At 47.0% G+C, this 15,657-nt stretch carries 15 protein-coding genes; 4 read left to right on the top strand and 11 right to left on the bottom strand.

The features are described 5' to 3' along the window. Positions 1 to 254 precede the first annotated feature (254 nt). The 5 genes from ACYVGO_RS33065 to ACYVGO_RS33045 form a co-directional block, all read right to left on the bottom strand. The gene (locus ACYVGO_RS33065; RefSeq protein ID WP_460973013.1) at positions 255 to 1,115 is read right to left on the bottom strand and encodes an SDR family oxidoreductase; all 861 of its coding nucleotides are present in this window, start codon (positions 1,113 to 1,115) and stop codon (positions 255 to 257) included. Between the two features lie 77 nt (positions 1,116 to 1,192). Further along, positions 1,193 to 1,762, bottom strand: coding sequence for a Crp/Fnr family transcriptional regulator (locus ACYVGO_RS33060; RefSeq protein ID WP_460973012.1), 570 nt, complete (start codon positions 1,760 to 1,762; stop codon positions 1,193 to 1,195). A 118-nt stretch (positions 1,763 to 1,880) separates the two neighbouring features. Next, positions 1,881 to 4,052, bottom strand: coding sequence for a CocE/NonD family hydrolase (locus ACYVGO_RS33055; protein WP_460973011.1), 2,172 nt, complete (start codon positions 4,050 to 4,052; stop codon positions 1,881 to 1,883). Between the two features lie 526 nt (positions 4,053 to 4,578). Next, on the bottom strand, positions 4,579 to 5,568 hold the full coding sequence (locus tag ACYVGO_RS33050) for a hypothetical protein (RefSeq protein ID WP_460973010.1): 990 nt from the start codon (positions 5,566 to 5,568) through the stop codon (positions 4,579 to 4,581). Between the two features lie 252 nt (positions 5,569 to 5,820). Further along, a complete protein-coding gene (locus ACYVGO_RS33045; protein WP_460973009.1) occupies positions 5,821 to 6,516 on the bottom strand; it encodes a hypothetical protein in 696 nt (231 codons plus the stop codon). A 168-nt stretch (positions 6,517 to 6,684) separates the two neighbouring features. Between ACYVGO_RS33045 and ACYVGO_RS33040 the strand changes: the two genes are divergently transcribed. Further along, positions 6,685 to 7,341 carry a serine aminopeptidase domain-containing protein gene (locus ACYVGO_RS33040; RefSeq protein WP_460973008.1) on the top strand — a complete coding sequence of 219 codons (657 nt, stop codon included), beginning with the start codon at positions 6,685 to 6,687 and terminating at the stop codon, positions 7,339 to 7,341. A 268-nt stretch (positions 7,342 to 7,609) separates the two neighbouring features. Here ACYVGO_RS33040 and ACYVGO_RS33035 read toward each other — a convergent pair whose 3' ends face one another. From ACYVGO_RS33035 to ACYVGO_RS33015, 5 genes are all read right to left on the bottom strand, one after another. Further along, positions 7,610 to 8,920, bottom strand: coding sequence for a WG repeat-containing protein (locus ACYVGO_RS33035; RefSeq protein WP_460973007.1), 1,311 nt, complete (start codon positions 8,918 to 8,920; stop codon positions 7,610 to 7,612). A 464-nt stretch (positions 8,921 to 9,384) separates the two neighbouring features. After that, positions 9,385 to 10,713, bottom strand: a complete 1,329-nt coding sequence (locus ACYVGO_RS33030; RefSeq protein ID WP_460973006.1) for a serine hydrolase domain-containing protein — start codon at positions 10,711 to 10,713, stop codon at positions 9,385 to 9,387. A gap of 112 nt (positions 10,714 to 10,825) precedes the next feature. Next, positions 10,826 to 11,440, bottom strand: a complete 615-nt coding sequence (locus tag ACYVGO_RS33025) for a helix-turn-helix domain-containing protein (RefSeq protein ID WP_460973005.1) — start codon at positions 11,438 to 11,440, stop codon at positions 10,826 to 10,828. A 265-nt stretch (positions 11,441 to 11,705) separates the two neighbouring features. Then, complete coding sequence (locus ACYVGO_RS33020) at positions 11,706 to 12,029, bottom strand: nuclear transport factor 2 family protein (RefSeq protein ID WP_460973004.1); 324 nt, start codon at positions 12,027 to 12,029, stop codon at positions 11,706 to 11,708. A 19-nt stretch (positions 12,030 to 12,048) separates the two neighbouring features. Further along, positions 12,049 to 12,840, bottom strand: a complete 792-nt coding sequence (locus tag ACYVGO_RS33015; protein ID WP_460973002.1) for an SDR family oxidoreductase — start codon at positions 12,838 to 12,840, stop codon at positions 12,049 to 12,051. 140 nt (positions 12,841 to 12,980) lie between these two features. On the opposite strand from ACYVGO_RS33015, the gene ACYVGO_RS33010 reads away from it, so the two are divergent. The 3 genes from ACYVGO_RS33010 to ACYVGO_RS33000 all read left to right on the top strand — a co-directional run bounded on the left by ACYVGO_RS33010 (position 12,981) and on the right by ACYVGO_RS33000 (position 14,796). Then, entirely contained in the window at positions 12,981 to 13,358 is a 378-nt protein-coding gene (locus ACYVGO_RS33010; RefSeq protein ID WP_460973001.1) for a winged helix-turn-helix transcriptional regulator, read from the top strand. Between the two features lie 435 nt (positions 13,359 to 13,793). Next, positions 13,794 to 14,318, top strand: coding sequence for a DinB family protein (locus tag ACYVGO_RS33005; RefSeq protein ID WP_460973000.1), 525 nt, complete (start codon positions 13,794 to 13,796; stop codon positions 14,316 to 14,318). Positions 14,319 to 14,499: 181 nt separating this feature from the next. After that, complete coding sequence (locus ACYVGO_RS33000; RefSeq protein WP_460972998.1) at positions 14,500 to 14,796, top strand: hypothetical protein; 297 nt, start codon at positions 14,500 to 14,502, stop codon at positions 14,794 to 14,796. 84 nt (positions 14,797 to 14,880) lie between these two features. On the opposite strand, the gene ACYVGO_RS32995 is transcribed toward ACYVGO_RS33000, so the two are convergent. Beyond that, positions 14,881 to 15,420 carry a hypothetical protein gene (locus ACYVGO_RS32995; RefSeq protein WP_460972997.1) on the bottom strand — a complete coding sequence of 180 codons (540 nt, stop codon included), beginning with the start codon at positions 15,418 to 15,420 and terminating at the stop codon, positions 14,881 to 14,883. Between the last annotated feature and the right edge of the window lie 237 nt (positions 15,421 to 15,657).

Genomic DNA, 15,657 nt, shown 5'->3' with positions numbered 1-15,657 from the left:
ACTTAAAACAGTTGAATGCATATCAAATACATAAATGCTGTTTATTCCCGAATAGGAGGGTTTATGTGAGAACTCACCTTTTGGCTATTTGTCTGATGTGTTAATATGTGTCTAACTCAATCAGTAGCATACGCTCAAGTAGGAGGATTTTATAAAACGCTGTAGCCGTAAATCTTAGCGAAAATACGCTAACAGCTACAACCAAAAAACGGCAGTAGCCCACGCCACTGCCGTTCCCGTTAAAGCTGTTCCACTTACAATAACTCACCCATCCCGAACACCGTTAAGCCTTTGGCAAATTGTTCGGCTACGGCTTGGTTGGCGGCTTCAATGTATGGGCCGGTGATGGGGTCGACCACGGTGCGTAAGGGCCGGGTGCCTTTCGGCGTGCCGATCAGGTTTACAATCGCATCGGCAACATCCTGTGGGTTAGGCTTTTTAGTCTGCATTTCTCCGCCCAAGGCGGCTACCATTTTGTTGGGTAGATCGGCAATAGCGCCGTACCCCTCAAAGACGCCCTGATCCGATGCGGGGTTGTTCTTTTGCTGCATTTCGGTCGGGAAAGCGCCCGGCTCCACAAGGGCCACGTCAATGCCTAAACGCTTTACCTCATAATGCAGGCCCTCGCTGATTCCTTCCAGCGCAAATTTGGAGGCTGCGTACATGGTAGCAAACGGGAACGATACCCGCCCAAAGCCGCTGGTCACGTTAATGATCAGTCCTTCGGCCTGCTTGCGCATGGCGGGAAGCACCTGCTTGATGAGTCGCCAGGGGGCATACACGTTAATATCAAACGTGGTTTGTACATCGGCGGTGGTAAAGCTCTCGGCCACGCCACTCATACTGTAACCGGCGTTGTTCACCAGCACATCAATAGCGCCTTCTTTGGCTAAAATGGTGTCAACGGCCTGCTTCACGCTCTGCTCGTCGGTCAGGGTAACGTCCAAAACAGTCACGTTCGCTACGGCCGCCAGGGCCTGGGCTTTATCGGCATTACGGCCCTGGGTATCGCGCATCGTGGCATAAACCCGATGCCCTAAGGCAGCCACGCTGTGGGCGGTAAGCCAGCCAAACCCACTATTTGTTCCGGTTATCAATACGATCTTTTTGCTCATTATTTTTACGTCTAAATCAATAAGCAAAGGTTGAAAACGGCACTAAGAAACCCTTTATCATTTGGTAAAAAGCGCCGTTAACGGATAGTACGGCGTATACGGCTCAGCGATTGTTGGGTGATGCCCAGATACGAGGCTACGTACGAAAGCGGGATGCGGTTGAGAAGGCTGGGGAACGCTTCAATGAACGAAAGATAACGCGTGGTGGCGTCTTCTGAAACCAGCGGACTGCGCCGTTCCATGGCCAGGGTAAGGCATTTTTTTACCATGTTGGCCTTCATCATTTCCCAGCCCACAATGGTGTTGGATAGCTGGTCCCAGTTCTTTTTACTGAAAACCAGCACCTTGCAGTCGGTCACGGCCTGTACATATTCGGAGGCCACCATCTGAGATTCAAACTTTTGATTATCGACGACAAAATTGCCTTCGTCCACAAAATAATTGGTGATTTCTTGGCCCCTGTTGTTATAATAGCAAAAGCGGAACACGCCTTCCAAGACGAAGGCCACATAGCGGGGCACCTTTCCGGCTTCCGAGAGGTAGTCGTCTTTTTTTAATTCGAGCAGTTCAACCTTGCTCAACAAAAACTCGATCTGCTGTTTGTTGAGGTTACCAAATTGGAGGATCAGATTTATAAGTGCTTCCATCACTTAAAGGTAGTACACACTGGGGGGCATCCATTTATCATATGGTAAAAAATGTGGGGAGACGAACACAAGCCATTTATTTCGGTGTAATTGACCACCGCCGGAAGTCCTAATAGCTCTATTCTTTGGTCTTAAAATCAATCAGGTAAGGCTTGAGTCGATCGCCATTCTCATTGCGAAAACTTGAACCGATCACTAACTGGCAACGCTGATTCGGCTTCACCTCAAGTTCAAAGGAGAACGATTTTGCATCCTCCGAAAAGCCGAGTAACCGTTTCACCCTCGCCATGCTTTCTATGCCCAAAGGGCCTTTGCCAAAACTATAATAGCGGGTATCCATCTTTTGGGAGAAGCGAAGGGTAACCACCGATGGGCTCGGGCTAACCGATTGAGCCCCGTTTTCGAAGGGAGCCATGCCAATCACGCTGGGTCGGTAGTCCTCAAAATTCCAGACAGATGGCTGGGCATCTTCAGTAATAGCCCCTTCTAACAAATCCACCTCAATAAAACTGTCGTTGAAAACAGTTTGTGTGGCCTTCGCATAATCGGAGGACTTCGCTTTATACGGGTTACGCACGAATGTCTGGGGGTTACGTGCGAATAAGGGGAAGGCTGTACTTTGGACCTGGATCATGATCCGATGCCCTTTTTTAAAGGTATGGAGCACGTCCTGCAACGGAAAATGGACGGCTGTTTTCTGACCAGCGCGCAGTGGCTGAGGCTTTTCAAAGCTATTGCGAAACCGGGCGGGCATCATTTCCGAACGAACCATCTGCCAGTAATTGCTCAAGGTGACGTTTTTATTGGGCATGTAGGCATGATTGGGTTCGTCCAGGGGATATACGTCAATCAGTTTGACAAAGAAATCAGCATCTGTACCGGTACTAGCTACATTAAGGTACGCTTTAATTTCCCCTCCTAGGGTCACATCCTGAGACAAAGCACCGGTTTGAAACATCAGAACGTCGGAACGACGGCCTGCAAAGCGCTGGTCTTCGCTCATGTAATTGTAAGGCGTAAAGTTCATCGTCGATGGCAAATCCTCGGTGTGGGGAACTGGCTTCATGGGATCGCTGAGGTAAGATACGAACTCAACCTTTTTAGGGGGTTGCCGATCTAATGTGCCCGCTGCATTTAGGTAAAGCTTTTGCTTATGAATACGAGTAGCGGGCCATTGATCAAACTGATTCCATTTTTTCAGGCCCGTATCAAACATATACGCTTCAGGTAAACCCGTGCTGTTGCCTACGCCCTTCAAAAAATGACGAAAGAATTTGGCTTCAATCTCATTCATATAGAAGCTCGCCAGGCTATCGCCGAAATAGAGGTTACTGTGCAAGGTATGGCCTGTCTCATAGGCCCATCCACCGTGACCAAACGGCCCCATGACTAGCGTATTGTAGGTGCCGGGGCTCTTCTTCTCAATGGTCTTGTAAAGATTCAGTGGCCCCGACAGGTCTTCGGCATCAAACCAGCCCCCAACGGTCATAACGGCTGTTGTTAGATTGGGCTGATAGTGCTGGAGTACAGCTCTTTTTCGCCAGTAGTCGTCATAATTGGGATGATTCACCGTTTCCTGCCAAAAGACGTTATCTTTATAGTAGGTGTCAGCAAACGTCAGCGGGCCTTGATCCAGGTATATTTGGTAGCCATCTCGGACCACTTTAGCCGTATTAACCGGCGGGCTATCGTACCAGGCAAAGGTGGTCGTGTCTTTCTTTGGAACGCCAAACCAGGGAAATAATAAAAAATAACTCTGCAAAAAGGCCCCATTATGATGAAAGTCATCAAAAAAGAAGTCTGAAACGGGTGCCTGCGGGCTGGATGCTTTCAGGGCGGGATGGTTACTCAGCAGACCGGCTGCTGCGTAAAACCCCGGGTAAGACATCCCCCACTGACCCACATTGCCATTATTGTTCGGTACGTGCTTGACCAGCCAGTCGATGGTGTCAAAGGTATCGGAGCTTTCATCCACGTCTGTCTTACTTTTGTGAATCGTTACGGGTGTCATGTTGGTAAACTGCCCTTCACTTTTGTAGCGTCCCCGCACGTCCTGATACACCATGATATAGCCCTCCTGCATCATCGTCATCGATGGGCCTAAGCGGTCGGGATAACTATCGTTACCGTAAGGGGCAATGCCATAGCAGGTTCGTTGCAACAGGATTGGATAGGGGCGGGTCGCTGTGGCTAGTTTAGGGGTATAGATAGCCGTAAACAGGTTGACCCCATCGCGCATGGTAATGTACGTCTCGGTTTTAGTATAGTGATCCTGGACTTTATACGCCATTTGCGCGTTTAGATGATGTGGTCTCAAGAGTAGGCTGATGACAAGAAGCTTGACAAAAAATTGACTCATCGGTAGTTGGTTTGGCTGTTGCTGATTAGCAACTAGTTTGCACGTCGATAAATCTCCTTACGCTCGCTCGCTAACTGAAAGCAGTCAGTTACTGGCCTAAAGGGTGTAGAGATTTCGGTTGGAAACTCCCACTTTAATGAAAGGTTACAGCCTAAACTGATAACTATATTCCCCCAGGGTTTAGGTGGATTAAATGGACAGCACAGCTGCGCTAACCGCGCGCCCTGCACAATGGGCTGCCTAGCCGCAGGTCGCTTAAGTAAGCGAGAAGCTAAAATCGTCTAGAGCCTTATAGAACGTCCTATAAAACGCCCCATTTAAAAAGCACTTATAGGATGGCTCCTTCGTCTCAGGTGGGAACTTTTTTTGAGAATGCTTATTCAGGAGAGGATGAGCGAATGAAACCTAGAATGGCCTCAAGTCTACTACTCTTGCTGTCGCCATAACATTGCCCAATTTATTCAGCGGTCGCTATTTTCTTGGCCAGGTTGGAGGGCAAGTAACAGTTGAAGCCTGTCTGTTTTTGCAGATCCGCCAACAAACTGATTGTTTCTACGCTACTCAGGCCGATGGTTTCCCGGCGTTGATCGACTTTGGTCTTCGCCTGAGCCGTCAAGGAACTACTTAAGTAGCCGAAGTCCGTCTCATGACCGTTAGTCTTGACGGCCATATACCAGTCATCGATCATCGCAAATTCGTAGGGCGACAGTTGACCGGATTGCAAGGCCTTCATGAGCTTGGGTCTGACATGGGGATACACCGTATCTTTTAAGGCATAGGCTTTACTGATCGAGTTGTGATGACTCAGCATGACTGCAGCCCAGTAGCCATTGTGAATCAGTCGCTCACCGGGGTAGCCGTACTGATCAATAATGGGGAGTAGTTGAGCCATCTGCTGCTCACTGTGGGGCGCAAATCGTTTTTCGGCGTACTGCTCTTGGGTAGCCCCAACGCGAAACAGCGCCAACAGGGCTTTTCGCTGATCCTTCTTAAACATTTTCTCAACTCGGGCCCGAACGTCCTGATTTCCCCCTTTTTGGTAGAGCGCTCTGAGCGAGTCGTATTGTTGTTCAACCACGCGCCACTGCGGATCGCCTTGGAGCGTAGTGACCAAGGCATTTTTCTTGATGTCGCTCAGCGTCCAGCCCATAGCGATTGCTTGTTTAAGATAGGTAAACGCCTGTTGCTTTTGGCCCACTTGTAGCGCCAACTGCGTGGCCACTTTGTAGTCCCTTGAAAAGACGAACTCATAGCGATCAAACACCTGTTTGTATAACGTGAATGCCTCCTGATAGTGCTTGCGGGCAATAAGCTGTTGAGCCCTGGCGATGGTTTGATGATAGGTTGTGTAGTCGTTTTGATCTGCCTGGCCAGGCAGACTAGCCGGGAGGAATGCACCAAAGCGAACGGCATTCAGAAGAAGATAAAGGGTAAGGAGGTAGTTCATACGCGCGGTTTTACTGTTCAGACGCGGATAGAGTTCGGGCGGTTGTAAGCCGTTAAGAAGTTTTAACAAATTAGTGACTGTTGTGGGCATGAGTGTCCTCTTTCTCAATTCGTCTCAACCCAGCGGCAGCATAAAGGCAGATGAATAACCTCGTTCGTCTCATAAGGGAGCTTTTTTTGAGAATGCTCGTTTTTGGATTGTCATCCAATAGAGTACTGTCTTTCCGATTTAATCTGTCGCGTCCGTGCTTATCTAACTTATGTTCCCCGCTGGTGCTCGATTCGCATCGACCCAATAGCCCAGCAGAACGGTCAGCCATAGGGCCTGACAACTCCAAGCTAAAGCGGATACGTCAGTCGGCATTGGACCAAAAGCGGCCCCTAAGTAGATCACTAATAGAAACACAACCAGCCCCCACAGCGCAAAGCGGCCGGTACGGTTTCGGGGCCGGGTGGTGCGAACATACTGCCACAGACCCAGGGCGAGTAAACCTACTTCCAGGGCTACCGTAGCGGGTAAGTTGTTCCACAAACCTAGCCCCACTTTGGGGGATGACCCCAGATAAAGCGGTAGATCGGGGCGGTGAACCACCAGATCTAACAACCAGTGACTAGGCACGACTAAGCCCACCAGCAGTGCTCCGCGCCAATTCCGCTGGATGAGCCCATACGTAGTACCCACTAGCAAGCCAAGGAGTAGTTGGGCTAGCAGGCTATGGGAAAAGGGGTAATAGATAAAATCAAGGGGTGAAGCCGCCATCAGGCCGGGGCGGATTTGGACCTGTTCTACACCCAACAGTAACAAGGTTGGCCAGAGAAGATCGGCGAGTTGAGTAGCCAGAAACAGGGTCCCTAATGAGACGCGTGGTTGAAGGGGCTTGGTGGCCATGGCGACCCCAAAATGACCAAGAAACATGGGCGTTGGTATATAAGTGAGAATGAAGGGCAAAAGTAGGGTAGTTGACTGGCTGCTTTGCTGACGGATAACGAAAATCAAGTGACTTTTGACGAAGAACTGTAGAATCAGTCGGAACGGCCCTTCATTCCCCTAGGCTCAACGGTGGGGTTGTAATTTGACGGTTACAGCCAGGCAGCCGCTTCTTTCAGATGAAGAGTTGTGTTTTTGCCGTTTAGCGGAGGCAATAAAAAGACTGATAAACGGTACTACATAGCCGATTATCAACAGTTTGTCCAAGAACTGGATAAGCTGGTTGCTATTGCCCAATCTAACCATCCAGGCTTACCAACTTTCCTATTGGGTCATAGCGCCGGGGGTGTTTTATCATCCATCTATGTCCTGGAGCACCAGGATAAACTCAAGGGTTTCATCTGTGAAAGTTTCGCTTTCCAGGTACCGGCTCCTGATTTTGCCGTGGCGGTCCTGAAAGGGTTAAGCCACCTGTTTCCCCATGCCCACGTGCTGCGGTTGAACAATGAAGATTTTTCCCGCGATCAGGCTGTCGTTGAGTTCATGAACGCTGACCCTCTGATTGCCAACGAAGTGCAGCCGACCAAAACCGTACAGCAGTTATCGCTGGCCGACGAGAGGCTCAAAACAAACATGTCTGCTATCCAACTCCCCTTGCTGATTCTTCATGGTACGGCTGACAAAGCCACTAGACCCAGTGGAAGCCAGTATTTTTATGACCATGCGTCATCGGCCGACAAAACACTCAAGTTCTATGATGGCCATTGCCATGATTTGCTCAATGACCTCAACAAAGAACTGGTCATGGGCGATATACTGGCTTGGTTAACTGACAAGGTAAGTTGATAAAAAAGCCCACAGCTGGATAAAGACAAAAATCAGCATGGACGCATAAATAGTTGAGATACTAGTTGTTTGTTATCTTGTGACTCGTGAAAAGTACGGGTTATGAAGGATAAGTAGCAGTCCATTTCATAATATGCCCAATTTACGGACGAGTAAGTTTACCCTGTTTCGTATAGAACAATTATTGAGACCTTGTTAATAGGAAATAAGTGAATACTTCAGCGCGGGCTGTCTCATCCATATTTTCAACCTACTTACTGTCGAATGGCTAATGCCTGGGCACTTTCGCCCTAAACTTGCTACTTAACTCTTTTACTAGACTGCTAAGCCAAATAAAAATAAGCAGACCAGCAATAATAAACAGCGCTTTCAGCTTAAAAGAGAAGCCCACGAATTGCGCCTGACCGTCCAGGGAGAGTTCATACCGAAGCCAGTTGCGCTCAACAATTGTCGTGACACGGTCAAAGGGGAATGCTTCGTCGTAGATGAGTGGAATAATCAACCGGTTGGTCGTATCGATAAAGCCATATTTGTTCTTCATACGAACCATTGAGAGGCCATGTTGATAATACGAAGCAAAATCATAGGTCAACGGCGTGCGCACCTTGCCCGACTTGTCGATATGGCCAAACTTACCATGAATGGCTACGGCTGACCTATCTTCAGCGGTAAAGCCGGTCGCTTCATCGTACAAATGGGGGATGCGTAGCTGGCCCGTTTTGTCAATACAACCCCATTTGCCATTCTTCTTGACCCAAAATAGGCCGTTGGTTGGCTTGCGCGTATCGGTATAATTGAAAGGAACGATCAGTTCACCCGTTAGGGAACTCACGTACCCGTACTTAGTCCCATATTGTACTCGTTGCATACCTTGACCTGAATAGGTGTAATCGACATCGACGGCATCGAGCGCCACCGGAACTTTCAGCACCAAGTCAGGGTCGATGATGCCATATTTCCCTTGGAATTTAAAGGCCGTAACGTGATTGGATCGCTGAATCTGCTCGGTGACAAAGGGGGTAAAATTGAAGTTAAGAATAAAGAAGTCAGCTCCTCTCCACCAAAGCACATCTTCGTGGGTGTCGTGGTTACATTCAAAATTGATCGTTGAATTGCTAATTAGATAGTCGTTTGAATAGTGCTGAATAGGAATCTTATACACCTCTTTTCCGGTCCGATCAATGTAGGAAAGTCCGTAATGGGTGTCATCGGGGTAAATGACCCAAGTTTTGCCTTGGCGGAACTGATCGGTGGAAATGTATTTAGGTTCGACAATGACCTTCCCTTGTTTATCGATAAATCCATGTAGTCCATGCCCTTGCAGATTAAGTTGCATCGGGACAAACTCGGCCAGCCCTTCTTCGAAGTCCCCAATGTCACGGTAGGCTGGGGTTAGTTTACGTCCGTTTTTGTCGATCAGGAAGGTTTGGTAGGCACGGCACGGCTTAGTGATCTTTTTGACCACATAAACCTCGCCATAGTCTTGGCATTCATTGTATTCGGTCAGCCAGGCCTCAGTTGGTGAGATGTTGGTCTGGGCCAATATTCTGGCCGATGGCAAGAGTAGGGAAAGAAGCACGAGGTTTCGAAAAGTAGCCAGGGGAGTTAGACGTTGGTCTGACCCCTCCTTCTGCTTAGCTAAATTACGCCAGACACTTCTACAGTAATTTTGGAGCATACACGTTGATTAAGCAAAGAGACTGCCTATTCTTCTTTGATGTCATGCCGTTCCAGATTCCATAAGGTTACGTTGGTAAATGTAGACCAGAGATTCGTTGGAAATCAAGGGAATGGGCTGATCGATGCATTTACAAGTTCTCTTGATAGGGGAATAAATCAGTTGTTGCCTCCTACTTTGTTGATATCAATAATCGCCCGAATTAATGAGCAGATGTATGAATACTTCGTCGTCTCAGGCGAGTGCTTATTCATGAACGTTTCCTCGTCTCAATTAAGAGGGTTATTTGAGACTGGGTACTTAATAACCACCAATACTCATTCAGAAAATTCCTCAGGCGGAGCCGTGACTTTCAGAATAGAAAACTACTCCTTTTTGGGGCAGACCACTTTCCGCTCGCCAACTGTAAACGACAAATCCCTCACCACGCCGGAGGAATTCCGATTAAAGGAAACGCCAAGTTGCTCACGGCCATCATCCAATAGAAAATAATCTTTCTTTTGGGCATATAACTCCTGTTTGCGAGTGGTGGTGGACTTGAGACGATTGCCTTCAAGGCTTACCTTTATCCATTCTCCTGGCCGTAATTGGTACTCCCCCACATACTCCTTTAGTAGCCTGGGGCTAAGCTGAATCCTGGTGCGGGCAGGCCATTGATAAGCTTGCTGATACAGGATCGCCAGAATTTTGCGGGTGATGATATGCAAATCCACGTCTTCCATGTTGTTGAGCAGGACGATACAGATATCATCGGTTGGAACCCTGGCCAACTCGGACTTAAAACCCCAGATATCACCACTGTGCCAAACCACTTTTACCCTGGCCACCGAATCAATGATCCAACCATAGCCATAGTTGTTCTTTACAGAGGTGTACGCTCGATTAAGTAACGATAAGCTCACTAGTTTACCCGTCTGTAAGCCCTGATGCCATTGGTAGAGATCACCGGTCGTGGAATAAATGGCTCCGGCGGCACGGGGAGCGCTATAATCAATTAGCGTGGCTGCCTGAGCAGTATCGCTTTCGGGGAACTCCCAGTAGCCCGTTGCTTTATCTGGACTGGTCAGGCCAATAAAATCAAACCCACTGTGGTCCATCCCAAGCGGGCCAAACAGGTAGGTCTTGACCGCATCATAGTAGCTCATACCCGATACATGCTCACCAATGTAACCCAGTAAAATGTAGCCCGCATTACTATACTTCCAGTCTGTTCCTGGCCTAAAATCCAACGCCCGGTCGTTCAGGGCTGCCAAAAATTTAGCTTCTTCGGAACCGGAATACGTTTTAGTCTTTGAGTTGGTATCGTCATCCGAGAGGCCGGATGTATGGGATAATAATTGGTCAATACGAATGCTATCGCCTTTGGGAAAGTCAGGATAAAACCGGCTTACTTTATCGGTTAATGATAGGCGGTTTGATTCAACTAACTTTAAGATTAGGGTAGCGGTAAAGGACTTGGTAAGGGAGGCAATTTGGTAAATCGTTTGTGGATCATTTCGCGTTTTCTGTTTGATATCCTTGTAGCCGTAGCCCTTATTGACTAAGATTTTACCCTTAGCGGCCACCAAGATGCTACCGTTAAATTTGCCTAACGCAGCATAGGTGTCCACTAGATTTTCGATTTGTTGCTTGACGAGCTGAGCATTGGCGCTAAAAGCCAAACTCATTACCAGGAGAAAAAATACACGCTTCATGGTCGATGATAAATTGCCGAACTGGATTACTCTGGCAAATCTCGATGCACTGAGTTGACTTCCCTAAAAAAGCGGTATGACATTTTCCCGTCAATTTTATGACAGGGGTGATTTACAGAACAGTAGGCAGCTTATTGAGAAAGGATGGTTGATTAGGCAGTTGGAGAGCAATGCGAAAGATGAAGAATAGATTAACCCCCAGACAAATTACATAGACGGGGATAAATAAGGGAATGGGCATCCCTACTAGAAACGATAAGCCTGCCAACAATAAGGGAACGACGAGCATCATCAACAGGGTACTAATCGTCCAAATAAGTTGAAAGTTAATAATCTGTTGCCCTTGCTGTCTGACGAGTTGATCATGTCGGTAGCGCCAGAGCAGGACGGCCGGTATGATAATATTGGCCAGGGGCAGGATGATACCAGCCAAAGCGCTCCAATTAAGTCGGAGCAGGTTGGCTAAGCTGGCCGGGTTGGGGGGTGATTGGGAAGCCATCAAGTCCTGCGGGCTTAGCTGCAAAGCCCTCGCCAAGGTGCGAAGCGTATAAGCGCTACCCATCGATTCGCTTTTTTCCAGTCGCTGAATGGTGCGTAAGGATAGTCCTGATAAGTCCGCGAGTTCTTCCTGAGAGAGGTTGCGCTGCTGGCGAAGGATTTTGAGCCGGCTGCCCATCTCCTCGATTGGCTTAGCGAAATTACTCATTGAGGTGGCACTACTTTCCATTGACTTACGGATTAAGCAATAGATATGGACTCAAATGTAGCTTATCTCGCCCTAAAATAGTGTAAACGATAAGACTTCGCTTGCTACTTTCCTTGTTTCCGTTGTTGAATTCCTACAAGTTTATAGTCTTTTCAAACGCCCAATTCTTGAGGCATATACATGAGATTTCCTTCGTCTCAAGTGTGAGGGTTCTGTGAGAAACACCGATCTACTTTGCTTTTTGTTACGATCAAAAAAAGGAACGGCTAAAATTAGCCATTCCCACTTATCCCGTAATTTTCAGTGACTGTATCAATCCATCAGCTATTTCTAAATGATAACTCAATACAATAGGACTTCCTTCAAAATTTCCTGAAGTTTCTGCCCTCAAAAGGCTTTCCGTTTCTTTTTCTTCAAAGCCAACAGGCTTCATTGTAGCCTTGTATCGCTCGTTCGAATCGGCAATCCAATGTTCTATTTCTTTTCGTCCATTGTGCGTTTTTCCTTCATCAAAGACAATGGCTGTTTCAGAGAAACAATTGGCGTACGCAACGCTATCAAAACGGTTTTGCGTTTCGACTAAATCGGCTACTATTTTCGGTAAGTTCATTCTTTTTGTTTCTAGGTTGTTAAATAGTGGGTACAGTTCCTCCGTCAATGACATATTCTGTCCCTGTGAGGTAACTTGCTCTTGGTGAAACCAAAAAGCCGACAAATTCTGCAACTTCTTCGGGTTCTGCCGGTCTTCCGAAGGGTATTCCACCCAAGGTATCCATTACACCCTGTTGCGCTTCTTCTACAGTACTATTCGCGTTTCTTGCCAGTTCGCCCAGCCAAGCTATCGAGGCTGTCGTATTGATCCAGCCTGGCGAAACAGTCAGCACCCGAACACCCTTGGGGGTAACTTCATTCGATAAACTTTTACTGTAGTTTCTCAATCCTGCTTTTGCCGCTGCGTAAGGCAACGTTGAATCGTATAAAGGGAGCTTACCCTGTATGGAAGCGATGTGAATGATCACACCACTTTTTCGATCAACCATCTGTGGTAAAAATCCTCTGTCCAGCCGAACTGGAGCCAGCAAATTAGCTTGTAGAGTTGATTCCCAATCGTCATCAGTCAATACAGAAAATCCACCAGCAGGCGTTGATGAAGATCCAAGGTTGTTTACCAGAATATCCAGCTTACCATAAGCTGTTAGTACCTCGTTTATCACCTTTTGTGATCCTTCTGCCTTACTTAAATCAGAAGAAATGAAATGCAACTCCTCGTTTTCCTCTTCCGGTGCGTTTCTTGCGGTAATAATAACCGTTGCCCCAGCTTGTAAAAGCCTTTCTGCAATGGCTCTTCCGGCTCCTTTTGTCCCTCCTGTTACCAAGGCAATCTTGCCAGATAACTCATTGTTGAAATTAAACGACTCCATTTTATTGCCCTACTTTAAGAATTAACTATAGGACAAAAGTGGAGCATAAAAGAAGTTTGGACAAGTACGGCATTACGATTCATATAGGGATAAATTTATCCCCTATTGCCCAAACTGGTACATAGGTTTAATTTTACCATATGTATGAGCGGAAAACAATACCGAACTTAAATTGTGGACTTGACCTGATCGGTGAAGTCCTTTACGGCAAATGGAAGATACGTTTGCTTTGGTTTATTAATGAGGGCTATAAAAGACCCAGTGAGTTGCAGCGTAAAATACCCGATGCTTCCCGCAGGGTTTTGACTATTCAGTTGAAAGAATTGGAAGAACACGAATTGGTTACCAGAAAAATTTATCCCGTTGTACCGCCAAAAGTAGAATACAGCCTTACTGAATTTGGTAAAACGTTGATCCCCGTGATTGCTGCCTTAGGGCAATGGAGCGATGAACATGAAGCCCGCTTACGGGATGTGATTTTAAGACAAGCTGTAAGTTCTGATCTGGGCGTATCATAATTAGTTAATCTGTTTATCAACGGTATCATCCAGTTGTTTACTTATTATGATAAAAGGGTATTTTCTATCAATTGGTACGGTTTAGAAGATTTCCTAAATCCCTTGTTGAGCATACGATAAAATTCAATGGACTTATTTGATAGCGAAATCGCTAGAATTATTTAGGGGTAACAAACCAGGAACGACCGTAGTAGACCCATTACTATGTCCAGAAGTAAACGCTCGTTTGCTTGTGGACAAAAATGACAAATAAAACCCCTTTCGTCTCAGTTGGGAGCAATTTAGTGATACAGTCTGGCAATGGATAAATTCAATACCTGAACACCTCGAAATCCCTAACCCTAGGTGAATACACGCTATCTTTTGAGATAGTTATAATATATTAGCCCGCTAAAAATAACAGCTTTTCATCCAAGTCGAACTCGTATACTACTGATGACTGAATCAGAAATATTGATCAATCAAACTGCCAATGCGTACCAGTGGGCCAATAAGCTCATTGAGAACGTGCCGTTTGACAAGCGGGTTATCATTCCTCAGACGGTAGAGTCAAGTATCGACTGGCAGCTTGGCCATTTGATAATCAGTCATTATTTCCACTCAATTATGGTTATTCGGGGGCATCAAATGGATATCTTTCAACAGCTCCCCATCCGAGAGTATAGTGAGTGGTTCACCCTAGCAGGCCCTTCCCAGTCCGTAGGTAAAGTTGATTCGGCTACCTTAGTAGATCATCTCCAATTCATGCAACAAAAGTCGTTAGCTGTCCTGGCAACGCTGCCAGATTCAGAACTAGATGATCCGTTGGAGCCCACCCCTACTCCTCACCCCATCGCCACGACAAAACGAGAGGCTATTGATTGGAATATCAAGCACACCATGTACCACTGTGGGCAGATTGGGCTCATTAAGCGGGTGGTAGATAAGCGCCACGATTTCGGTTTAAGATTAACGAAATAATTCATTTCTCGAAGCAGACACTTACTATTCCCGTCGTCTCACTGAAGAGCCATTTTTGAGAATATGTAAGCACACTAGAACACCCGGAATTTTAGCAGAGTCGCTAGTATAGACCCAGTTATAGAGGAGCAAAACCAACCAATAGCCCCCTTGCTGGGTCTTTCCGGTAAAGATCATTGATATGAAGTGGCTTCTTTTACTCAGCTCCTTGATAGGCCTGTTAATCAGTTGCCATCAGGTGCAACAATCCGAGAAACCGGCAACGGTTATTGATCTAACCCTGCCTGGCCCAACAGTATACTGTAATTGTTGTGCAGGCTATCGAATCCAAGTTGATGCTGACTATTATTACACCAACATCATTCCAGCCCCTTACGATAAACCCAATACGCCCGTTTGGATTCTGTACAAGGCCGATACAGGCCCTTGTCAAGGGAAATCGGGGCGAATAGAAATCATCTCCATACGCAGTCGATAAAAGCAGTGATTTAGTGAGACGATGTCCCCTCAGCTAAACCAGCAAGCTGACGAAAATAATGCAGTCAAGGTTGTCTCTAACAGGTTAGCGTTTATCGTAATAATCGCGGGGGCGACAACTGGCAAAGGCGGCCAGATACTGACCCGACGAACGCGCTCCAGCCACATAGGCACCATTCACAAACAGACGAACAGATGCCCTTGGATCAGCGCCGTTCGGCTGAGCCGTCAAGTCGATAAATAAATTTCCAGGGGCCTCAATGACCTTCTTCCAGCCACCACGAACCCCTTTTTCTTCCTCTACTCCACCCGACGAATTCGTGAATCGGACACTACAATCCTGGCAATCCACCTCATAACGTACTTCATACCGCTGCTTATCGAACGCGTCCGCTCCCAGGTCATAGCGATACCGTATAAAGTAGAGCAGTAAACCCATACCGATCGCTAGTCCACTCAACAGTTTAGTTCGGTCGCTCGCCAATCCAATGATGGCACAAGCAGCTGCTACGATCAACAGTCTGAAAACAAGTTCGATGGGTATGGCCCAGCCAATCAGCACCAATGCCAGAGCGAGCAGGCCAAATGCGTTTGATCGTTTCGGTTTTTGGTAGGACTGGTTCATGACAAATTTTCGTCGAATGAATGTACTAGGTCTGCTTTATGTTGGCTATCAATTGGCCTGGTCAGCTTCTTGGGTGAACGGATCACCTAGTCAAAATCATTTCTAATATCGCTGAAAAAGGATTGCCATTCTGCCGTGTAAACCTATCACCTTGTGCTCAGCAGGTAGAAAATGAGTAGCTTTCCTGGTATCTTCGTCAAGCAACCTTACTCAAGCTGTCTCCTGTTGGTATGAACT

The sequence above is a fragment of the Spirosoma migulaei genome, assembly GCF_054776855.1.
The sequence above is the reverse complement of the archived record's forward strand: the minus strand, read 5'-3'. Positions and strand labels throughout refer to the sequence as shown.